Origin of the sequence: Streptomyces sp. MI02-7b (assembly GCF_033793585.1) — a bacterium.
Classification (GTDB): domain Bacteria; phylum Actinomycetota; class Actinomycetes; order Streptomycetales; family Streptomycetaceae; genus Actinacidiphila.
This window is the reverse complement of sequence record NZ_JARAWX010000005.1, coordinates 252,526-273,389: the sequence shown is the minus strand read 5'-3', so window position 1 is coordinate 273,389 and position 20,864 is coordinate 252,526. Positions and strand designations below refer to the sequence as shown.

Here is a 20,864-nt window from a genome sequence, read left to right as displayed (position 1 = left end):
GGGGCGCGCCAGGGGGTCAGTGGTGGCTGTGGTGCGGCTCGTGGTGGTGCGAGAGGGTGCGCGCCACGGCGGTGGCCATGGCCTGCTCACCCTGGGCGTTGGGGTGCGCCGGAGCCGCCGGGGTCGCCGGGGCCAGCGACTCGATCCAGCGTTCGCCGGTCGGCCGGCACATGTCGTGACCGATGGTCGGGGTGTAGGTGTCGACGTACCGGGCGCCGTTCTCGCGGGCCTGGACGGCGAGCATGCTGTTGAGCTTCTTCTCCGTGTCGCGCAGGTAGGAGAAGTCACCGGCGGCGAAGGGCACCGAGGAACTGGTGCACCCCGCACCGTCGTCCGGGAACAGGTCGGGGTAGCCGACCACCAGGACCTCGGCGTGGGGTGACCGCCGGTGGATGCCCCGGATGACCTCGGCGATCCTGGGCGCGGTCTGCTCGACGCGCTCCGCGAGCCGGTCGCTGCCGCCGCTGGTGAAGTGGGCCCGGCAGGGCGCCCCGGCGGGGTCGGAGGAGGTGACGCCGGCGCAGGTGGCGATGACGCTGCTGAAGCCGATGTCGTTGCCGCCGATGCTGACGGTGACGACGTCGGTTCCCCGCTCGAGCGCGGTGAACTGGGCCGGTGCGGTGCCCTGCGGCGCGGTCATCTGCGCGGTGGTCGCACCGGAGCAGCTGACGTCGGTGAGGTCCGCGTGCCGCTGGGCCGCCACGAGCGAGGGGTAGTTGTGGCTCGACCGGAAGCAGGTCGTGTCCACCTGGTCGGGGACCAGGGGAGCCGACGCGTAGGAGTCGCCGAGGGCGACGTGGTCCCGCCCGGAGTGACCGGCGGGAGAGGCGCCCGCCTGGCCTGCCGCGAATCCCACCAGTGCCACTGCGCCGGTCAGTGCTGCGGTACTCAGCGCCGCGCCGCGACGCGCGGTCAGCCGAATCCGTACGTTCTTCATTGATGTCCGTTCATCGGTGATGCGTGGCCCGCCTTGACGCCGTGCGGGCCGTCCTGTGCGGTGGACCCCTCCCGCCTGCGCCCGGCACCATGAGCCACCCGCCGACACGCGGAGCGGCACACCGCGATGATTGCTGTGTCAATCAAGAAGATCATGAGAATGCTTGACGATGCAAGCTCGCCTGCGGGCCGTCGGCGGTGTCCGGCTACTGCCAGCGCCAGCCGTGTTCCGGGAAGCGGGTCAGGAACTCCGTGAGCGAGGCCGCCTGGCGCAGGCCCTCGGACCAGGTGGCGGCCGCGGAGTCGACCAGGAGGAGCGGGGGAGGCTGCTGCCGGAAGTCGTAGACCAGCAGTTCGCGGCCACCGTCACCGCCGATGACCACCGCGCCGGGGAGGTGGCCGGCCGGGCCCGCCGTGTCGTTGAGGCCCAGGAGTTCGTCGGCCGGGCAGAGCGTCAGGAAGTCGCCGGCGGGCAGGAAGTACCGGGCCACGGAACCCGGGTCGGCGAGGAACGTGCGGTAGTCGACGGGGAAGGCGACGCCGAGGGCCCGTTCGGCCCGCTGGATCGCGGCGTCTGGTGCGCCCATGGCACGTCCCTCCCCTGGGCGTTCCGGCGCCGCACGCCGAGGACCCTCCCGGGGCGCACCATATCGCGGTCGGACCCCGGTCCGCTCAGCCGTCCCGCGGCGCGGGCGCCGAATGGCCGGCCGCGCCCGACTGCCCTCGCCCCGCGCGGAGTTCGCGGCACGGCAGGGGTGCGGCAACGGTGCCGGGGATGCGGAGGCGACGGACGCGGGGGCGGCGTCGGCCTCCCTCGGACGCGTCGTGGGGGAGGGGCACGGAGCGGTCCTTTCGGCGGGTCGCGGCGCGCGCGGCGGCAGAGCCGGGCGCGAGGTACGCATACGTTCATACCTCTACCTCAAGGTAAGGCGCAAGACGTACCTGTCGCGAAGTGTGCCCCGGAGGGCGTTGTCGCCCCTGAGGTATGGTGATTGTCGTATCCAGGGCGGAAGCGGACCAGGAGGGGCCATGCCGGACGCCGAGGGCCACCCCGAGGTCGGGGAGATGGATCTGGGCTCCGTCTTCGCCGCCCTGGCGGACCCGCTGCGCCGCAAGGTCGTCGAGGAACTGTGCCGGGAATCCGGGGGCACCGAGCGCACCTGCGCGTCCTTCGGCCTCGCGATCTCCAAGTCGACCATGACCCACCACTTCCGGGTCCTGCGCGAGGCCGGACTGATCCGGCAGGTCAACTACGGCAACAGCCGCAAGGTCACACTGCGCCGGGACGACCTCCAGGAGCGCTTCCCCGGTCTGCTCGACCTCGTCGTCCGCGGCTCACTCCCCACGTCCGTGTGACGCAGGGCGGGTCCCCGGAGCCCCGGGGACCCCGCCGACCAGGGGGACCGTCGATCAGGAACGCGGCCCGTTCGCCTGCTGCCGGCGCTCCGCGTCGCGCTCCTTCAGGCGTGCCGCCTCCTTGCGGACCTCGGCCTGCGTGGCGCGCTCCCGCACCAGCCACTCCGGGACGTCCTGCTTGAGCGCGTCGATCTGCTCGGTCGTGAGCGGCTCGGTGACGCCGCCGCGCGCCAGGCCCGCGATGGAGACACCCAGCTTGGCCGCGACGACCGGACGCGGGTGCGGCCCGTCGCGCCGCAGTTCCCGCAGCCACTCCGGCGGGTCGGCCTGGAGCGCGTTGAGCTCGTCGCGCGAGACGACGCCTTCCCGGAACGCGGCGGGAGTGGCCTCGAGGTACACACCCAGCTTCTTGGCCGCGGTGGCGGGCTTCATGGTCTGGGTGGCGTGGTGCGACGTCATGGGTCAAGGATATCGATCCCGCGGGGCACCCCCGACCGCGTGGACGGGCCGCCCCCCGCCGCGGCCCGGGTAGCCTGTCCTGGTGACAGGCTCGGAAGCATCCCCCCAGTTCAGGCTCGCCTACGTGCCGGGCGTGACCCCCGCCAAATGGGTGAGGATCTGGCAGGAGCGGTTCCCCGCCGTCCCGCTGGAACTCGTCGCGGTCCCCTCCGCCGAGGCGACGGGCGTGCTGCGCGGCCGCGGTGCCGACGCGGGCTTCGTACGGCTCCCGGTGGACGGCACGGACCTGAGCGCGATCCCCCTCTACACCGAGACGACGGTGGTCGTGATCCCCAAGGACCACGTCATCGCGGCGGTCGAGGAGGTGAGCACCGGCGATCTGGCCGACGAGGTGGTCTTCCACCCCCTCGACGACACCATCGACTGGGAGCGGCCCCCCGGCCGGCCCGCGATCGAGCGCCCCGCCACCACGGCGGACGCCGTCGAGCTCGTGGCGGCGGGGGTGGGCCTGCTGGTCGTCCCGCAGTCCCTGGCCCGGCTGCACCACCGCCGGGACCTCACCTACCGCACGCTGGTCGACGCCCCGCAGTCGCGCGTCGCGCTGTCGTGGCCCGAGGACGCGACGACCGACATGGTCGACGACTTCATCGGCGTCGTCCGGGGCCGGACGGTCAACAGCACGCGGGGCCGTCGGGCCGACGCCCCCGCCCAGACGAAGGACGGGCGTGCCGACGCCGGCGCTGCGCGGCGCAAGCCGGCGGCCGGGAAGAGCGCCGGGAAGACCGGCGGGCGGGCCGGCGGCAAGAACCCGCGCGGCGCCTCCGGGGGCGCCAAGGGCGGCGGTACCGGCCGGGGCGGCAAGCAGGGCAAACCCCGCCGCCGTTCCTGACCCGGGGCACCGGACGCACCGGACCCGGGGCACCCGCACCGTGCCGCTCGTGGGGCTGCCGGGCCGGCACGCCGCCCGGGGCGGCCGGTCCCCCGGATGGGCTTGCTGCGGTGGCCGTCAGGGGTCCGGGGGCGATTTGTTGTGAGGTGTTCCCTGACGTCCAGGCTCACTGGAGCATCGCATGGATTCCGGCCCCTCCGCGCACGACTGCCCCTTCGACTTCGCCGTGGCCCTCGAATTCGACCCCCAGCTGAAGCACCTGCTGGAGAACGAACCGATCTCGCGCATCAAGCTGCCCCATGGGGAGGGCGAGGCGTGGCTCGTCACGCGCTACGAGGACGTCCGGACGGTGACGACCGACCGGCGCTTCAGCCGCCGCGGCGTCGTCGGCCGGGACTTCCCCCGCATGACCCCGGAGCCGATCGTGCAGGACGAGGCGATCAACGTGATGGACCCGCCGGACAGCAGCCGGCTGCGCTCCCTGGTCTCCAAGGGCTTCACCCCGCGCCAGGTCGAGCGCATGCGCCCGCACATCGAGCGGGTCGTCACCGAGCTCCTCGACACGATGGCCGCAGAGGGTCCGCCGGCCGACCTCGTGGAGCACCTGGCCGCTCCGCTACCGCTCACCGCGATCTGCGAGGTCCTCGACATCCCCGAGGACGACCGGTGGCGGCTGCGCGCCCACGCCCGCACGCTGATGGACTTCAGCCCCGACAACCGTGACGACGCGGTGCGGTCCAAGGCCGACCTGCGCGCGTACTTCGCGGAGCTGACCGCGCAGCGGCGCGCGCACCCCGGCGACGACCTGATCAGCGTGCTGGCCACGGCCCGCGACGGCGACGAGATCCTGAACGACAAGGAACTCACCGTCATGGCCATGGTGTTGCTGATCACCGGCCAGGACACGACCTCGAACGAGATCGGCAACATCGCCTACACGCTGCTGACCCGGCCCCGCGAGCTGGCGACACTGCGCGCGCACCCCGAGAAGATCCCGCAGGCCATCGAGGAGATGCTGCGGCACATCCCGTTCCGCAAGGGCGTCGGCATCCCGCGGGTGGCCACCGAGGACGTGGAACTCGGCGGCGTCCTGATCAGGGCCGGGGACATTGTGCACGTCTCCTACCTGACCGCCAATCGCGACGCCGCGAAGTTCGACCGCCCCGACGAACTGGACCTGGAGCGCACCGGTGCCCCGCACATGACCTTCGGCTGGGGCGGCCACCACTGCCTCGGGGCACCGCTGGCGACGATGGAGCTGCAGGTCGCCTTCACCGAGCTGCTGCGCCGCTTCCCCGAGCTGCGGCTGGCCAAGCCGGCCGAGGAGGTGCGCTGGAGCGCCACGTCGATCTGGCGCTACCCGGTGGCGTTGCACGTGGGCTGGTAGGAACCGCCCCGAGTGCCCTCCGGCGCCGGTTCCGCCCGTACGGGGCGGGGCCGGCGCCGTGGCGCGGCGCCCGTGCGGTGCTTGGCCGCCCCGCCTCCGACGTGCGCTCCCGGTCCGGCTGCCGTACTTTTTGTTGGGCGGACCAGAAACCGAATGGGCCACAACGCCATTCCGGCGGTGGCCGGTCCGAATGTGTCATCCGACTCCGTTTGGGCCCACGTGCAATACCGGCGCCATTGGGGCGCCGCATGCGAAATGCCCGTACCTCCCTATCGCCTTTCCGTGAAAGGTACGGGTCCGCCCCGGAAGAAATGCACCGGGGCGGGGCACCACGTGGACCATTGCCCGCAGAGGGACAGGAATGGAGCCAATCATGGCAGTTCTGTGCAAGCCGGTGATCGCGGTTCCCGACAACGTTATCACCTGCGAACAAACGCTCGAGCTGGCACGACGGCTGCACAAAGACCACCCGCAACTCGGCCTGACCCTCAGGCTCATCGAGAACACCGGCGTACGGAAACGGCACCTGATACGGCCGATCGACGAGGTGCTGGAACATCCGGGTTTCGATGTGCGCAGCGAGATCTACGAGGAGGAGTCCAAGGCGCGCGTGCCCGCGGTGGTGCGCCAGGCGCTGGACGAGGCGGAGTTGACGGCCGCCGACATCGACCTCATCATCTACGTCTCGTGCACGGGCTTCATGATGCCGTCGCTGACGGCGTGGCTCATCAACACGATGGGCTTCCGGCACGACACCCGGCAGATGCCCATCGCCCAACTCGGCTGCGCGGCGGGCGGCGCGGCCATCAACCGCGCGCACGACTTCTGCACGGCGTACCCCGAGGCCAACGCCCTCATCGTGGCCTGCGAGTTCTGCTCGCTGTGCTACCAGCCGACCGACCTGAGCGTCGGAACGCTGCTGTCCAACGGCCTGTTCGGCGACGGTGTCGCCGCCGCCGTGGTGCGGGGCAACGGCGGCACCGGGATGCGGCTGGAGCGCAACTCCTCCTACCTCATCCCCAACACCGAGGCCTGGATCTCCTACGCGGTGCGCCAGACCGGATTCCACTTCCAGCTCGACAAGCGCGTGCCCGGCACCATGGAGCCGCTGGCGCCGGTCCTGCGCCGCGTGGCCGCGGAGCACCAATGGAACGCGTCGGAGCTGGACTTCTACGTCATCCACGCGGGCGGCCCGCGCATCCTGGACGACCTGAGCCGCTACCTCGGCGTCGCTCCCGAGGCGTTCCGCTTCAGCCGTGCCACGCTCACCGAGTACGGCAACATCGCCAGTTGCGTCGTGCTCGACGCCCTGGCCCGGATGTTCGACGAGGGCACGGCACTCGACGGCCACCGCGGCCTGCTGGCCGGCTTCGGCCCCGGCATCACCGCCGAGATGGTGCTCGGCACCTGGGTCAAGGCCGACTACGACGCGGACGTGCTGCCGCAGCACAACTACGGGACCCTCGACGACGGCCTCCGCGACCCCGCGGCCCCGTGAGGCCGGGGACGGCGGATGCGGACCGGGACGGCCCGGGGCGGTGGACCGCCCCGGGCCGCCGGCGCTTCCGCGAGGGCATTCTATAAGTGATTGCTTATATAAGTGGACGCTGGCATAGTTCTCGCCGTGCACGCATTCGACATCCTCGGTGATCCGGTGCGCCGCCGGATACTGGAGCTGCTCGCCGCCGGTGAGCAGCCCTCCGGTGCCATCAGCGACGCGATCCGGGAGGAGTTCGGCATCTCGCAGCCCGCGGTGTCCCAGCACCTGCGGGTGCTGCGGGAACACGGCTTCGCCGTCGTCCGCGCGGAGGGGACGCGGCGGCTCTACGCCGTGGAAGCCGCCCCGCTGCGCGAGGTCGACGCCTGGCTGGAGCGTTTCCGCGGTTTCTGGGAGCAGCGGCTGGACGCGCTGGGCACGGAGTTGGCGCGCGGGCGCCGGGAGCGGCGGATCGCCGGGGAACGGCGGCAGGGACCACGGCCGGGGGCGGGGCACGCCCCCCGCTCCGGGAAGGAACAGGAAGAGACGCCATGAGCGACATCGTCGACCAGATCAACCACGTCCACCGGCAGGTCGGTTCCCGGGACGTCTCCGGAGAGGAGGCTCGCACGGTCCTGCTCCGCCGCGCCTACGACGCGGACATCGAGGACGTGTGGGACGCCTGCACCACCGCCGAGCGCATCCAGCGCTGGTTCCTCCCGGTCACCGGCGACCTGCGCCTCGGCGGCCACTACCAGCTGGAGGGCAACGCGGGCGGGGAGATCCTGCAGTGCGAACCGCCCCGACTGCTGCGCGTCAGCTGGGTGATGGGCGAGGCGCCGGGCTTCAGCGAGGTGGCGGTGCGGCTCACCGAGCAGGACGAGCGGACCGTCCTCGAACTCGAGCACGTCGCGGTCGTCCCGCCCGGCATGTGGGACCAGTTCGGCCCCGGAGCCGTCGGCGTGGGCTGGGACCTCGCGCTCCTCGGGTTCGGCCGCTACCTTGCCGGTGACTTCCCCACCCCCGAGCAGGCCGCCGAGTTCGCGGAGTCCGACGAGGTGCGGGTGTGCATGACGCGCAGCAGCGAGGCATGGGGCGAGGCCTACGCCGCCTCGGGCGCGCCCGAGGACGTCGTCGCCGCCGCGGTCGCCGCGACGACCGGCTTCTACGTCCCGCCGCGCGAGGCGTAGCGGGCCGATCGTCAGGCGGGATTCCCCATGGCGGCCGCGCGGCGCTGCCGCTTGCCGAGCGGGGCCTGGGAGAGGTCCTCGGCCTGGGCGCGGAGGTTCTTGAAGCCGTAGCCGCGTCCGGTCAGCCAGGCCCGGGCCGCCTGCTCGGCGCGCTCGGTCGCCTCGAGGATGTCCTCCTCGGCCTCGCCGGAGTCCTGGAAGCGGAAGGTGAACGCGGGGCGGGCGGCGATGTCGTACGAGAGGTGTCCCTCGGGGGTGAAGGCCGCGTGCAGCACGTCGTGCTCCCCGGCGCGGGCCAGGAGTTCGGAGCGCTGTTCGGGGCCGAGGCCGTCGAAGACGCCACGGACGGTGATGCGGAAGACGCGGGTGCTCATGCTCCGACCCTAGGCCGGGCGGCCGTCCCCGTTCCACCGGGTTTCCGGCGGCCTGTCCGCGCGCCGCGGGCGATCACGACATCAGAGGCAGCCTGCCGACGATCCTGTCGACGCGGTTGCGCGGCCCGACGATGCTCACCGCGCAGTAACCGACGTCCTCGGCCGCGGTCCTGCCCAGCGTGGCCAGGTAGTCCGCGTAGACGCGGGTCTGCTGGGCGGCCGCGGGCATGTCGGCGACGAAGGTGCCGGCGGAGGCGTGCGCCTTGGCGCGGATCGCCCGCAGCGCGGCGGCGTCGGCGGTCAGGACCGTGCAGCCCGCCCACGGCAGCCCCGGGTGGGCGTTGCCCTCGGAGTCGGTGGCGTCCTCCCCGAGGAGCCCGGTCACGGCGACGGCGGTGGCCGCGCCCGCGCAGACCGCGGCGTTGACGGCCCGTCCCGGCGGCAGGTCGCTGTCGACGACGACGACCCACTTGAGCCGGGCCGCGCGGGTCGGTGCGGCCGGGTCGATCTCCTCGGGCGAGAAGCCGACGGTTGCGGTGCGGGACGGGGTGATGTTCTCGGCGGTCATGACCTGCTCTCCTGCCGCGTCTGTTCGGTGGACCGGGCAGATGCTAGGCAGGTATGTGGCCGGATGGCGCCCCCGCCCGAACTTACTTCGGGCGGCCCCGCGTGTCCCGGCCGCGCGGCGCAGTTCGTGCGGCGTTCCGCCCGTCCGGTGCCCATCCGTACGGCGGCTCCCCGGGCGGGACCGGTGGCCTCAGCGGGTCCGGCGCCGGTCCGGGTCGGCCGGTTCGACGGAACGGGCCCGCACGTGCTCGTACGCCATCGTGGTCTGCACGTCCGCGACCTCGCGGCGTTCGGTGAGACGGTCGATGACGAAGGCGTAGACGCCGTTCACGTCGGGGACCGCGATGTGGATCAGGAAGTCGTGCGCCCCCGAGGTCACGAACAGGCCGATGGTCTCCGGCAGCCGCGCCGCCCACTCCCGGAACCCCTCGATGACCGGCCGGGCCGGCGGCCGGATGCGCACGGCGATGAGGGCCTGGACCGGGCGCCCCACGGCCTCGAGGTCCAGGGCCGCGTGGAAGCCGGTGATCACCCCGCGCTCGCGCAGCAGCCGCACCCGCTCCAGCGAGGTCGACGGGGACACGCCCGTCTTGGCGGCCAGGTCCCGGTTGGTCTGCCGGGCGTCGTGCTGCAGCTCCCGGATCAGGGCGCGGTCCAGCGCATCGAGTTCCATGCAAGGGACGATATGCCGCACGAAGTACGGCGGCGCCTCGGCTCTCCGCCTCTGTGTCCGGCCCGCCGCGGACGGCGTCAGCCCGTTCCGCGCGGGGGCCGCCGGGACGCGAGGTATGTCGCCCGGTGCACCGCCTGAGGGGATTTCAGAAAACCTTCCGGCACGGCCGATTCCTGATGCGGAATGGGAGAACCACAGTTCGGCGCCGCCTCGTTGCCCCTAGGATGGAGATCCGCGATCAACCCCTGCGTTCGGGGCGTGGGGAAGACTGTGAGGGGCCGGATGAGCCAGGAACGTGAGCCGCTGCCGACCGCGATCGACACGGCGACACCCAGCGTCGCGCGGATGTACGACTTCCTGCTCGGCGGCAAGGACAACTACGCGGTCGACCGCGAGGCATCCGAGGAATTGCTGAAGGTCGTGCCCAGCACCAAGGAACTCGCGGTGAACAACCGGCGGTTCCTCCAGCGCGTCGTGGGCGTGCTCGCGCGGGAGTACGGCATCCGGCAGTTCCTCGACCACGGCTCAGGTCTGCCGACGGTGGACAACGTGCACCAGGTCGCCCAGCGCATCGACCCCGCCTCGCGCGTGGTCTACGTCGACAACGACCCGATCGTCCTCGCGCACGGCCGGGCGCTGCTGGAGGAGAACGAGAACACCGCGGTCATCCAGGCCGACTTCCGCGACACCGAGGGCATCTTCGGCCACCCGGAGGTCGAGCGGCTGATCGACTTCAACGAGCCGGTCGCGGCTCTGTTCGTCTCCGTCATGCACTGCATCACCGACGACGACGACCCGGCGGGTCTGGTGCGCAGGGTCGCGGAGCGTCTGGTGCCCGGCAGTTTCCTCGTGGTGTGCCAACTGGTCAGCGAGGACAAGTCGGTGCGCGACTTCGTGACCGAGTTCATGGATGCCAGCACGCAGGGCAACTGGGGCCGGGTGCGCCAGGAGCACGACGTGGCCGGATTCCTCGACGGACTGCAGATCCTGGAGCCCGGCCTGGTGGAGGTCTCCACCTGGCGCCCCGACACCGACCTGGCACCCCGTCAGGCCACGCAGGAGTGGATCGAGTTCGGCGGCGTCGGCCGCAAGGTCTGACCGGCCCCGCGCGGCCCGGGAACGGGAAGGGGAGCGTGCGCCGGCTCCGTGAGGCGGTCCGGCCCGCCCGCCCGCAGGCCTAACCGGGCGCCACGACGCCTTGATTCCTTCGGCGCGGAAGCGGCTAGAGCAGCTGCTTCACGATGTCGTTCAGGATGCCCGGTGTCCGCGCCGGCGGCTCGGCCTCCGCGCTGAGGCGGTCCATGACGGCCAGGTAGTTGTCGACGTCTTCCTGCTTGTCCAAGTAGAGCGAGCTGGTCAGCTGCTCCAGGTAGACGATGTCCGGCAGGTCCGGCTCCAGGAAACGCAGGATCGTGACCGGGCCGCCGGCCGTGGCGAGGCCGCCGACGCTGAAGGGCGCGATCTGCAGCGTCACGTTCGGCAGCGCCGCCACCTCGATGAGACGTTCCAGCTGGCTGCGCATGGCCTCCCGGCCGCCCAGCGTCCGGCGCAGGGCCGCCTCGTCCACGACCGCCCACAGCCTCGGCGCGCCCGGCGCGGTCAGCAGCCGCTGACGGTCCATGCGCAGCGCCACCCGGCGTTCCAGCTCGACGCCGGACGCCCGCGGGTGCCCCAGGCGGATCACGGAGCGGGCGTACTCCTCGGTCTGCAGCAGGCCGGGGATGAACTGCACCTCGTAGGTACGGATGATGGAGGCGGCCTCTTCCAGGCCGACCAGCGTCTCGAACCAGCCGGGCAGGACGTCGCCGTACCGGTGCCACCAGCCGGGTGTGTTGGCCTGGCGCGCGAGGTTGAGGAAGTCGGCGCGCTCGGTCTCGTCGGTCACCCCGTACAGGGTGAGCAGATCGGCGACGTCGCGCTCCTTGTAGCCCACGCGGCCCAGCTCCAGCCGGCTGATCTTGGCGTGGGAACCGCGGATCGCCTCGCCGGCGTCCTCGCGGGAGATGCGGGCCGCCTCCCGCAGCCTGCGCAACTGGGTGCCGAGCACGATGCGCAGGACCGTGGGACCGCCTCGCGGGTGCTCCAGGTACTGCTTTATCGACGGTTCGTTGCTCGGCCGCGTGGCGGTCATGCCGACTCCCGTGAGTGACTGGGCAGACAGCCAGTCTCCCACCAATGGGCGTGCGAATACAGCCATATCCCCGGGCGCGCCGCACGCGTTCGCGGACGGCGCGCCGACGGGACCGCGCTTCGAAAGGGTGGAGGGCAGGTCATCGGTGGTGTGAGGGTCCGTCAGCCGGCCATGTCGTCGAAGTCGCCGTCCTTGACGCCGCCGAGGAAGGCCTCGATCTCCGCGCGCGTGTAGACGAGGGCGGGACCCCCGGGGTGGCGGGAGTTGCGCATCGCGAAGCCTCCGCCCGGCAGCGCCGTGAGCTCCACGCAGTTGCCGCTGGGGTTGCTGCGGCCGCTCTTCCGCCAGACCGCGCCGTCGATGTCGGTGGCCGGGACGCCGTTTTCGAACTCCCGCATGGATACGCCTCCTTGGCGTTCTGCACGTGCATCTGCACGTGCAGACGTACTTACAGTTGCACTTACGACTGTAATTGCAGATGTGCTTGCACGGGTAGGGATCCGACCGGGATAGTGGAGTGTGTAGACACCGCGCCCCCCTCGACGCTCCGCGGAGTACTCGATGACGACTCACCCGGCGACCCCCCTCGACTTCGACCTGCCCGAGGGTCCCGGGACACGTTTCGCCGCCTGCGGGCTGAGCGGCGACCTCCAAGCGGCGGGCGCCGCCCGGCAGTTCACCCGGTCCACGCTGTGCGAGTGGGGCATGCTGAGGGTGGTCGACAACGCGTCGATAGTCGTCTCGGAGATGCTGACCAACGCCGTGCGCTACGGACTGGAGGACGCGAGGTGCGCGCTCTCCGACCGGCCGCTGTGGCTGGGGCTGCTGCTGCGCGACACCTCCGTGCTCTGCACGGTCGCCGATCCGGGTACCGGCATCCCGGTGCTGAAGGAGCCCGACTGGCTCGCGGAGTCGGGGCGGGGGCTCCACATCATCGACTCGCTCAGTGACTCCTGGGGCTGGACGCCGCCCGACGAGTCGGGGAAGTCCGTCTGGGCGCTGGTCTCCGCCCGCGTGTGATCCGTCGCCGCCACTCCGCTCACCCGGACGGATGTCCGCGCACCGATCCGCGGCCCGGGCCGGCGAGCGGGCGCGTCGGCTCGCGGCGTGGCTGTGTCATGGCGTCGCCGCAGGTCAGGGGCGCCTTTCCGGTCCCTGAGCCGCAGGTCGCGACCCTCGGTGATCGTTGCCTGAGGCGTTTGACGAATAGCACATATCGACGCAGACTCGGGCATATAGCTGCTTAATACACATCACTCCCAGTGATGGTGCTCCCGGCGCGGAGTCGCCAGTCGGGATCCCGGGGCCGACCCGCGCAGGAACACAGCGGCACACAACGGCACGCCAGAGCCGGAGGCAGACGCATGTGCGGAATCGCGGGATGGGTCTCGTTCGAGCGGGACCTGCGCAACGAGCAGGCCACACTGGACGCGATGACCGAGACGATGGCCTGCCGAGGGCCGGACGCCCGCGGCACCTGGGTGCAGGGGCCGGCCGCGCTCGGCCACCGGCGGCTCGCCATCATCGACCTGCCGGGTGGCCGGCAGCCGATGGCGGCCGAGGACCCCGACGGCGGTACGGCGGTCATGGTGTATTCCGGTGAGGCGTACAACTTCACCGAGCTGCGCAAGGAACTCGCCGCACGCGGCCACCGCTTCACCACCACCTCGGACACCGAAGTGGTGCTCCACGGCTACCTGGAGTGGGGCGAGGGAATCGCCGAACGGCTGAACGGCATGTACGCCTTCGCCATCTGGGACAGCCGCGCCGAGAAGCTGGTCATGATCCGCGACCGCATGGGCATCAAGCCCTTCTACTACTACCCGACCGACGACGGCGTGATGTTCGGCTCCGAGCCCAAGGCGATCCTCGCCAACCCGCTCGCCGCGCGCCATGTCACCCTCGACGGCCTGCGCGAGCTGTTCGCGTTCGTCAAGACCCCCGGTCACGCGTTCTGGGACGGTATGCGCGAGGTCGAGCCCGGCACCGTGGTGACCGTGGACCGGGGCGGGCTGCGCACCCATGTGTACTGGTCGCTGCGGACCGAGCGGCACACCGACGACAAGGAGACGTCGATCGCCCGCGTGCGCGAGCTGCTCGACGACATCGTCCGCCGCCAGCTCGTCGCCGACGTACCGCGCTGCACCCTGCTGTCCGGCGGGCTCGACTCCTCGGCGATGACCGCGCTGGCCGCTCGCCAACTGGCCACCGTGGGCGAGACGGTGCGCAGCTTCGCCGTCGACTTCGTCGGCCAGACCGAGCACTTCGTCCCGGACGCCCTGCGCGCCACTCCCGACACGCCGTTCGTCCACGACGTCGCCGCACTGGCCGGGACGGAGCACCAGGACATCGTGCTCGACTCCGATCAGCTCGCCGACCCGGAGGTGCGCGCGCGGGTCATCCGCGCCCGGGACATCCCCGCCGGGCTCGGCGACATGGACAGCTCTCTGTACCTGCTGTTCAAGGCCATCCGGCAGCACTCGACCGTGGCCCTGTCCGGTGAGTCCGCGGACGAGGTCTTCGGCGGTTACCAGCAGTTCTTCGACGAGGAGGCCCGCAGGGCCGACACCTTCCCCTGGCTGGTGCACTTCGCCCAGCAGTTCGGGGACGACGGCAACGTCCTGACCGAGCCCCTGTCCAAGGCCCTGGACCTGGAGGGCTATGTCCACGACGGTTACCGCGAGGCGCTGACCGGGGTGCAACGCCTCGACGGGGAGAGCGACTTCGAGTTCCGGATGCGGGTCATCAGCTATCTGCACCTCACCCGCTTCGTGCGCATCCTCCTGGACCGCAAGGACCGGGCCAGCATGGCGGTGGGCCTGGAGGTGCGGGTGCCGTTCTGCGACCACCGGCTGGTGGAGTACGTCTACAACACGCCCTGGGCGCTGAAGTCCTTCGACGGCAGGGAGAAGAGCCTGCTGCGCGAGGCCACCGTGGACCTGCTGCCGCAGTCCGTGTACGACAGGGTCAAGAGCCCCTACCCCTCCACCCAGGACCCGCAGTACGCCGCGGCACTGCGGGAGAACGGCAGGGACCTGCTGGCCAAGCCCTCCCACCCGGTGTTCGACCTGGTCAGCAAGGCCTGGCTGGAACGTGCGGTCAAGGACGACGCCCCGCAGCACACGCAGGCCGCGCGGCACGGGCTGGAGCGCGTCCTCGACCTCGCGCTGTGGATGGACATCTACTCGCCCACTGTCGACGTGGCCTGACCCGGCCGCCGGCCGGTGGCGGCCGGTCGGCGACCGGGCCGGTCAGGCAGGCCGGGCCGGGGCGTCACTCGGTCCGGCTGTGCGTGGAGCTGCTGCGGTAGTCCGTGTACTGGTAGGGGTTGTCGAGGATCTTCGTCTCGGGGACGTCGGGGTTCATGCCCCGGGCCCAGCCCTCCTCGCCGAGCTGCGAGCGCAGGTGCTCCACCGTCCGCTCGACCTCGCGGCGCGCGGCCGCGAGGTCGACGCCGACCAGTCGGTGGTCGTGCTTGACGACCCGGCCGTCGACCAGCACGGTGTGCACGTCGCCGCGCTGGGCCTGGAAGGCCACGTGGCCGTAGGGGTTGAGCAGCGGGAACGAGACGGGGGAGTGCTCGTTCTTGATCAGGACGAGGTCGGCCTTCTTGTCGGTCTCGATGCTGCCGAGCTCGTGGTCACGGCCCAGGGTGCGGGCGCCGCCGCGGGTGGCCCAGTCCACGACCTGGTCGGCGCGCAGGCCCAGGTGCGTCACGGTCTCGCCCTTGGCGTGCGCTTCGTGGTGCTCGCGGGCGCGGTCGGCGCCGAGGGTCGTGCGCATCGCGGAGAACAGGTCACCGCTCCACCACACGCTGGTGTCCATGGACAGCGACACCGGGATGCCGTGGGAGCGGATGGCCCAGGTGGGAGGGTAGCCCTGGCCGGCGCTCTGCTCGCTCTCGGTGGAGACCGATATCGAGCCGCCGGTGGCGGCGATGCGGTGGTAGGAGTCCGCGGACAGCGAGGCGGCGTGGACGTAGACCGTGCGGTCGGTCATGAAGCCGTGCTCGTGCATCAGGCGGATGCCGTCGTCGCCGGTGGCACCCCACACGCCGGCGTGCGTGGTGACCGGCACGCCGAGGTCCCGGGCGACCTCGAAGGCGGGCCTCTCCGGGAAGGCGGGGTCGCCGGTCACGTCGAAGGCGAGCTGGAAGCCGAGCATGTCGTCCCCGGTGATCCGGCGGTTTACGAAGTCGCGGAACTCCGGGGCGGCGGTCCACTCGGCCGGCGGCTGCTGGATGTTGCCGTAGGCGAGCACGAAGCGGCCGGGCACGGACCGCAGCGCGTCCACCGCCGCGTCGGCGTGGTCGACGGTCTGCAGGCCGTGCGACCAGTCGACGACGGTGGTGACGCCCGCGTCGACGGCCTCCAGGGCGGCCAGCAGGTTGCCCGCGTGGATGTCCTCGGGCCGGAAGAGCCGGCCGGACTCCAGGTAGTACCAGACGAAGTACTGTGTCAGGGTCCAGTCGGCGCCGTAACCCCGCATGGCGGTCTGCCACATGTGCCGGTGGGTGTCGATCATGCCGGGCATGACGATGCCGCCCGTGGCGTCGACGACGACGGCGCCGTCCGGGGCGGGCAGGTCCGGTCCCACCGCGGCGATCCGGTCGCGGAGGACCAGGACGTCGGTGTTGTGGAGCACCTGCCGCCGGTCGTCCATCGGCAGGACCGTGCCGCCGCGCAGCAGGACGGGCCGGCCGGGCAGGAACTCCGCTTGCTCGTTCATCGTCGAACTCCACTCCTCGCCATGAGTGCGGTTGGCAGGCAGCCGCCCTTGGCCGATCAACGGACTTTCGTCCGGCAAGCGGTCACTTGGAATTTCTGTCACTGTGAGGTCGTGTGTCGGCGGTGTCAAGGAATCTGTCAGCACCGGTTGCGCGGCGCCCCGGCGCGCGCCGAGCGGGGGTCTTGCACGCCGCGTCCGCCTGCCGGAGGCTTCGCGGGAGTGAGGCGACGGGCGGGCGGTTCCGCGGGTCAGCCGGTCTGCGGGCCCGGGCGGGGCACCGGCCTGAACTGGCGCGACGGCGAACGCAAGGGCCGCCTTTCCGCGAGCCGTTCGCGCGAACCTGCGTCCGCCTGACGGACGCTAGGCTGGACCGTTCCCATCGACCGCGCACCGAATCCGTACGTCAGCTGGAGGCGACATGCCACGCGAGGGCACCGGACCCGACTTCATCGAGGCGCTCGCGCGCGGCCTGGAGGTGATCACGGCCTTCGCGCCGCACCGGCCGGCGATGTCCCTGAGCGAGGTGGCCGCCGCGACCGGCCTGGCGCGGCCCACGGCCCGGCGCATCCTGCTCACCCTCCAGGAACTCGGTTATGTGCGCACCGCGTCCGGCGGTGGCGGCTACGCGCTCACCCCCCGGGTGCTCGAACTGGGCGTGGCCTATGTGCGGTCGATGGGCCTGTGGGACGTGGCCCGCCCGCACATGGAGGAACTGTCCGGGCGCACCGGGGAGTCCTGCTCCGTTGCGCAGTTGGACGGCCCGGACATCGTGTACGTGGCCCGGGTGGCGGTGCCGAAGATCGTGACCCTGGCCGTGCAGATCGGGACGCGCTTCCCCGCCCTGCAGACCTCGCTGGGCAAGGTGCTGCTGGCGGCGCTGGCGCCCGAGGAGGCCGACGCCGTGCTCGCCGAGCCCAGCCGGTCGGGGCTGGAACCGCGCTGGCGGCCCGGTCCCGAGGAGCGCGACGCGGAACTGCGCCAGGTGCGGGCCCGCGGGTGGGCGCTGACCGACGAGCAACTCGCCCGCGGCATCCGGTCGGTCGCGGTCCCGCTGCGCGACGGGACCGGCCGGGTCGTCGCCGCCCTGAACGTCAACACCCACGCCGCCGAGACGTCCGTGGAGCACCTGCTCGACCACCATCTGCCGCTGCTGCTGCAGGCCGCGGGAGAGATCAGTGCCGATTTCGCCCTGCTGGAGACGGTTCCGCACGTGACGCAGGCCGCGCTGCCGCGGGCCTGAGCGGGGCTGAGCGGGGCTGAGCGGGGCTGAGCGGGGCCCCGGGGCGGGAGGCCGGCGGGCAGCCGGGGGATCGGGCGGGCGAAGGTCTTGACGTCGGCGGGTGACATGCCAGAATCGCTGTGGCGGACAGTCGTCCGTTGTGCGGACATGGAGGCCTACCCGAATGCCGAACACCCACCTGCCACCTGAGCCGTCCCCGCAGGCAGGGCCGCTGGCCGGTGTGCTGGTCGCCGACTTCTCCCGCATCCTGGCCGGCCCCTACGCCTCCATGCTGCTGGCCGACATGGGCGCCGACGTCGTCAAGGTGGAGAGCCCGCAGGGCGACGACACACGGACGTGGACGCCCCCGGTGCGCGGCGACGTCTCGACGTACTACCTGGGTGTCAACCGCGGCAAGCGCTCGATCGCCCTGGACCTGCGGGACGCGGACGACGCCGCGGCCGCCCGGGAACTGGCCCGCCGCGCCGACGTGCTGATCGAGAACTTCCGGCCCGGCGGCCTGGAGCGGTTCGGCCTGGACTTCGGCTCGGTGTCCGCCGCCAACCCCGGCGTCGTCTACGCCTCCATCAGCGGATTCGGCACCGGCCCCGGACGGAACGTGCCGGGCTACGACCTGATGGTCCAGGCGATCTCCGGCCTGATGAGCCTGACCGGCGACCCCGCCGGGCCGCCCTACCGCGCCGGCATCTCGGTCTTCGACGTCATGGCCGGCAACCACGCGGCCATCGGCATCCTCGCGGCGCTGCGCCACCGCGACGCCACCGGGGACGGCCAGCACGTCGAGGTCAACCTGCTCTCCTCGGCGCTCACCGGGCTGGTCAACCACAGCTCCGCCTACGCCGCCGGAGGCGTGGTCCCGTACCGGATGGGCAACGCCCACCCCAGCGTCTTCCCGTACGAGCCGCTGCCCACCGCCGACAACGACCTCATCGTGGCGGCCGCCAACGACGGCCAGTTCCGCAAGCTCTGCGAGGTCCTCGGCATCCCCGGGGTCGCCGAGGACCCGCGCTTCGCCCGCAACGCCGACCGCACGGAGCGGCGCGAGGAACTGCGCCCGCTGCTGGTGGAGCAGCTGGCGAAGCGCGGCGCGGTCGAGTGGTTCGAGCTGCTGGTCGAGGCGGGCATCCCGTGCGGGCCGATCAACACCATCGACGGCGGGTTCGCCATGGCCGAGCGCTTCGGGCTCGACCCGATCGTCGAGGTCGGCGAGGGCGACCGCGCGGTGCCCACCACACGGCACCCGATCCGCTTCTCGCACACCCCAGCCGGATACCGGCTTCCCCCGCCCGAACTGGACGAGCACGGAGCCGAGTTGAGGGCCTGGCTGAGCGGCCCCGCCGACTCCGCCGCCCCGGCGGACTCCGGGGAGGGGCGATGACCGGGCCCGCCGGGCAGCCCGCACGGCCCGACCGGGCCGCCCGCCCCACGTACCCCACCGCCCTCGGTGCCTCGTCGACGGAGTCCATCACGCTCCTCGGCCACGACCTGGCCGAGGACGTGATGGGGAAGGTCGGCTTCGGCGAACTCGCCTTCTGGCTGGCCACCCAGCGCCGGCCCACGGCGGGGGAGACCCGGGTCTTCGAGGCCGTGCTCGCCGCGCTGGCCGACCACGGCTTCACCCCCACCGCGATCGTCACCCGGCTGACGTACCTGTCGGCCCCGGACTCCGTGCAGGGCGCGCTCGCCGCCGGACTGCTCGGCGGCGGCTCCCGCTTCCTCGGCGTCACGGAGGACTGCGGCCGCTTCCTGCACGACGTCCTCGACGCCCTGGACGGCCCGCCGCCCACCGACGAGGCCGGCTGGGACGCGCTGGCGCTCACCACCGTGCGGGCCCGGCGGGCCGAGGGGCGCTTCATTCCCGGCCTCGGCCACCACGTGCACAAGAACGGCGACCCCCGCACCCCCCGGCTCTTCCGGATCGCCGAGGAGGAGGGGCTGGCCGGCCCGCACCTCTCGCTGTTCGCCGCCATCGGCCGGGTCCACCCCGAGGTGCTGGGGAAGACGCTGCCGCTCAACGGCGCCGGGGTGTGCGGTGCCGCGCTCGCCGACCTCGGCCTGCCGCTGCAACTGCTGCGCGGATTCGCCCTGCTGGCCCGTACCGCGGGGCTCATCGGGCAGCTCGCGGAGGAACTGCGCCACCCCGTCGCCAACGAGATCTTCCTGTCCGTGGACCTGAACAACCGGTCCGTGGAACCCGACCCCTACGCACGCGCCGACGAGACCAACGGAGGTCCGCATGGCTGAGCTGGTCGCGGTCATCGCGTCCACCCACCACCCATTCTACTACCGGGCGAGCAACGCCACCGGGGAGGACCGGCCGCCCTTCGCGGACGAATGGGTGCGCAAGGTGGAGGCGTTCCGCGCGACACTGACCGCCGCGCGGCCCGACGTGCTCGTCATGGTCGGCTCCGACCACTTCCACCAGCTGTGGCTGGACAACATGCCGCAGTTCCTCGTGGGCAAGGCGCCCTTCTACGACGCGAACTTCTACAACGAGGAACGCGAGTTCGGCCTGCCCCGGATGCTGATGACGGGCCACGAGGACCTCTCCTCGCACGTGCTGCGCGGCGGCCTCGACCTCGGATTCGACCTCGCCTTCTCCAACGAGGTGCGCATCGACCACTCCATCACGTGCCCGATCATCACGCTGCGGCCGCAGAACGACCTGCCGATCGTGCCGATCTACACCAACATCTTCGCGCCGCCGCTGCCGCAGCCCAAGCGCTTCGTGCAGCTCGGACGCGCGATACGCGAGCTCATCGAGTCCTGGCCCGCCGACCAGCGCGTCGCGGTCATCGGCACCGGCCACCTCTCCCTGGAACTCGGCGGGCCGCGCCAGTTCGGGCCGCACGGCCCCGACCCGGAGTTCGACCGCAGGGCCGTGGAGTGGATCGCCTCCGGGGACATCGAGGGCTGCCTCGCCGAGGTCACCCTCGACAGCCTGCACCTGCCGGGGAACGCCACCCACGGCTTCATGGACTTCATGCTGATGATGGGCGTCGCCGGTGAGGGCCGAAAGGCCGACTACACCGACACGTTCGACCTGTTCCACACCATGGAGGCCTACTTCACCTGGTACCCGCGCGGAGGCCGCTCGTGAGCAAGTACCTGCTGAACAAGTTCCTGTACACCGTCGACCGCGACCCCGAGCTGCTGGAGCGCTACCGCGAGGAACCGGTGGCCACCGTGCGGGCGTGGGAGGAGGAGTACGCCAACCGCATCCTCAACTGCCTGCACGGCGAGGCCTCGACATGGCTGAGCTTCGACGCCACCGAGCGCGAGGCGCTGTCCACCCACGACTACCCGAAGCTGTTCGAGCTGGGCGCCCATCCCTTCCTCACGATCACGCTCTTCATCGGGCTGTTCGAACGCGACCACGGGCCGCTGGAGTTCCAGAAGGAGTACGCCCGGCGGCTGTCGCACATGACGCTGCCCTACCCCGACATCACCACGTGAC

The 20,864-nt window shown here is 71.8% G+C and carries 23 protein-coding genes; 14 read left to right on the top strand and 9 right to left on the bottom strand.

Going from position 1 to position 20,864, the window contains the following annotated elements:
- Window positions 1-16 precede the first annotated feature (16 nt).
- Both PV364_RS10290 and PV364_RS10285 read right to left on the bottom strand, forming a co-directional pair.
- The gene (locus tag PV364_RS10290) at window positions 17-937 is read right to left on the bottom strand and encodes an SGNH/GDSL hydrolase family protein (protein WP_319659482.1); all 921 of its coding nucleotides are present in this window, start codon (window positions 935-937) and stop codon (window positions 17-19) included.
- A 205-nt stretch (window positions 938-1,142) separates the two neighbouring features.
- A complete protein-coding gene (locus PV364_RS10285) occupies window positions 1,143-1,523 on the bottom strand; it encodes an SMI1/KNR4 family protein (RefSeq protein WP_319659481.1) in 381 nt (126 codons plus the stop codon).
- Between the two features lie 442 nt (window positions 1,524-1,965).
- Between PV364_RS10285 and PV364_RS10280 the strand changes: the two genes are divergently transcribed.
- Complete coding sequence (locus PV364_RS10280) at window positions 1,966-2,292, top strand: helix-turn-helix domain-containing protein (RefSeq protein WP_319659480.1); 327 nt, start codon at window positions 1,966-1,968, stop codon at window positions 2,290-2,292.
- 54 nt (window positions 2,293-2,346) lie between these two features.
- Here the strand turns inward: PV364_RS10280 and PV364_RS10275 are convergent, their stop codons facing one another.
- Window positions 2,347-2,751, bottom strand: a complete 405-nt coding sequence (locus PV364_RS10275) for a DUF5997 family protein (protein ID WP_319659479.1) — start codon at window positions 2,749-2,751, stop codon at window positions 2,347-2,349.
- An 82-nt stretch (window positions 2,752-2,833) separates the two neighbouring features.
- Between PV364_RS10275 and PV364_RS10270 the strand changes: the two genes are divergently transcribed.
- The 5 genes from PV364_RS10270 (at window position 2,834) to PV364_RS10250 (ending at window position 7,694) form a co-directional block, all read left to right on the top strand.
- On the top strand, window positions 2,834-3,640 hold the full coding sequence (locus tag PV364_RS10270; protein WP_319659478.1) for a LysR family substrate-binding domain-containing protein: 807 nt from the start codon (window positions 2,834-2,836) through the stop codon (window positions 3,638-3,640).
- Between the two features lie 181 nt (window positions 3,641-3,821).
- The gene (locus tag PV364_RS10265; RefSeq protein ID WP_319659477.1) at window positions 3,822-5,027 is read left to right on the top strand and encodes a cytochrome P450; all 1,206 of its coding nucleotides are present in this window, start codon (window positions 3,822-3,824) and stop codon (window positions 5,025-5,027) included.
- 373 nt (window positions 5,028-5,400) lie between these two features.
- Entirely contained in the window at window positions 5,401-6,525 is a 1,125-nt protein-coding gene (locus PV364_RS10260) for a type III polyketide synthase (RefSeq protein WP_319659476.1), read from the top strand.
- A 126-nt stretch (window positions 6,526-6,651) separates the two neighbouring features.
- Window positions 6,652-7,059, top strand: a complete 408-nt coding sequence (locus tag PV364_RS10255; RefSeq protein WP_319659475.1) for a metalloregulator ArsR/SmtB family transcription factor — start codon at window positions 6,652-6,654, stop codon at window positions 7,057-7,059.
- Window positions 7,056-7,694, top strand: a complete 639-nt coding sequence (locus PV364_RS10250; protein WP_319659474.1) for an SRPBCC family protein — start codon at window positions 7,056-7,058, stop codon at window positions 7,692-7,694. The genes PV364_RS10255 and PV364_RS10250 overlap by 4 nt, the downstream gene beginning before the upstream one ends.
- Window positions 7,695-7,705: 11 nt before the next feature.
- Here PV364_RS10250 and PV364_RS10245 read toward each other — a convergent pair whose 3' ends face one another.
- The 3 genes from PV364_RS10245 to PV364_RS10235 form a co-directional block, all read right to left on the bottom strand.
- Complete coding sequence (locus tag PV364_RS10245) at window positions 7,706-8,068, bottom strand: DUF6204 family protein (protein ID WP_319659473.1); 363 nt, start codon at window positions 8,066-8,068, stop codon at window positions 7,706-7,708.
- A gap of 73 nt (window positions 8,069-8,141) precedes the next feature.
- Window positions 8,142-8,636: a DUF2000 domain-containing protein gene (locus PV364_RS10240; RefSeq protein WP_319659472.1), complete on the bottom strand. Its 495-nt coding sequence runs from the start codon at window positions 8,634-8,636 to the stop codon at window positions 8,142-8,144.
- A 189-nt stretch (window positions 8,637-8,825) separates the two neighbouring features.
- Complete coding sequence (locus PV364_RS10235; protein WP_319659471.1) at window positions 8,826-9,308, bottom strand: Lrp/AsnC family transcriptional regulator; 483 nt, start codon at window positions 9,306-9,308, stop codon at window positions 8,826-8,828.
- A gap of 282 nt (window positions 9,309-9,590) precedes the next feature.
- On the opposite strand from PV364_RS10235, the gene PV364_RS10230 reads away from it, so the two are divergent.
- The gene (locus PV364_RS10230; RefSeq protein ID WP_319659470.1) at window positions 9,591-10,406 is read left to right on the top strand and encodes an SAM-dependent methyltransferase; all 816 of its coding nucleotides are present in this window, start codon (window positions 9,591-9,593) and stop codon (window positions 10,404-10,406) included.
- A gap of 124 nt (window positions 10,407-10,530) precedes the next feature.
- Here PV364_RS10230 and PV364_RS10225 read toward each other — a convergent pair whose 3' ends face one another.
- Entirely contained in the window at window positions 10,531-11,439 is a 909-nt protein-coding gene (locus PV364_RS10225; RefSeq protein ID WP_319659469.1) for a helix-turn-helix transcriptional regulator, read from the bottom strand.
- A gap of 161 nt (window positions 11,440-11,600) precedes the next feature.
- Window positions 11,601-11,837, bottom strand: coding sequence for a DUF397 domain-containing protein (locus PV364_RS10220; RefSeq protein ID WP_319659468.1), 237 nt, complete (start codon window positions 11,835-11,837; stop codon window positions 11,601-11,603).
- A 163-nt stretch (window positions 11,838-12,000) separates the two neighbouring features.
- Here PV364_RS10220 and PV364_RS10215 point away from each other — a divergent pair, with 163 nt between their 5' ends.
- Window positions 12,001-12,459, top strand: a complete 459-nt coding sequence (locus tag PV364_RS10215; protein ID WP_319659467.1) for an ATP-binding protein — start codon at window positions 12,001-12,003, stop codon at window positions 12,457-12,459.
- Window positions 12,460-12,803: 344 nt separating this feature from the next.
- A complete protein-coding gene (gene asnB, locus PV364_RS10210) occupies window positions 12,804-14,648 on the top strand; it encodes an asparagine synthase (glutamine-hydrolyzing) (protein WP_319659466.1) in 1,845 nt (614 codons plus the stop codon).
- 64 nt (window positions 14,649-14,712) lie between these two features.
- Here the strand turns inward: asnB and PV364_RS10205 are convergent, their stop codons facing one another.
- A complete protein-coding gene (locus PV364_RS10205; RefSeq protein ID WP_319659465.1) occupies window positions 14,713-16,167 on the bottom strand; it encodes an amidohydrolase family protein in 1,455 nt (484 codons plus the stop codon).
- A 418-nt stretch (window positions 16,168-16,585) separates the two neighbouring features.
- Here PV364_RS10205 and PV364_RS10200 point away from each other — a divergent pair, with 418 nt between their 5' ends.
- The 5 genes from PV364_RS10200 (at window position 16,586) to PV364_RS10180 (ending at window position 20,863) form a co-directional block, all read left to right on the top strand.
- Window positions 16,586-17,407 carry an IclR family transcriptional regulator domain-containing protein gene (locus PV364_RS10200; protein ID WP_319659464.1) on the top strand — a complete coding sequence of 274 codons (822 nt, stop codon included), beginning with the start codon at window positions 16,586-16,588 and terminating at the stop codon, window positions 17,405-17,407.
- Between the two features lie 163 nt (window positions 17,408-17,570).
- Window positions 17,571-18,785: a CaiB/BaiF CoA-transferase family protein gene (locus PV364_RS10195; RefSeq protein ID WP_319659463.1), complete on the top strand. Its 1,215-nt coding sequence runs from the start codon at window positions 17,571-17,573 to the stop codon at window positions 18,783-18,785.
- Window positions 18,782-19,651, top strand: a complete 870-nt coding sequence (locus tag PV364_RS10190; RefSeq protein WP_319659462.1) for a citryl-CoA lyase — start codon at window positions 18,782-18,784, stop codon at window positions 19,649-19,651. Before PV364_RS10195 ends, PV364_RS10190 begins: the two co-directional genes overlap by 4 nt.
- Window positions 19,644-20,507, top strand: a complete 864-nt coding sequence (locus PV364_RS10185) for an extradiol ring-cleavage dioxygenase (RefSeq protein ID WP_319659461.1) — start codon at window positions 19,644-19,646, stop codon at window positions 20,505-20,507. Before PV364_RS10190 ends, PV364_RS10185 begins: the two co-directional genes overlap by 8 nt.
- Window positions 20,504-20,863 carry a hypothetical protein gene (locus tag PV364_RS10180; protein WP_319659460.1) on the top strand — a complete coding sequence of 120 codons (360 nt, stop codon included), beginning with the start codon at window positions 20,504-20,506 and terminating at the stop codon, window positions 20,861-20,863. The genes PV364_RS10185 and PV364_RS10180 overlap by 4 nt, the downstream gene beginning before the upstream one ends.
- The last annotated feature ends 1 nt before the right edge of the window (window position 20,864 follow it).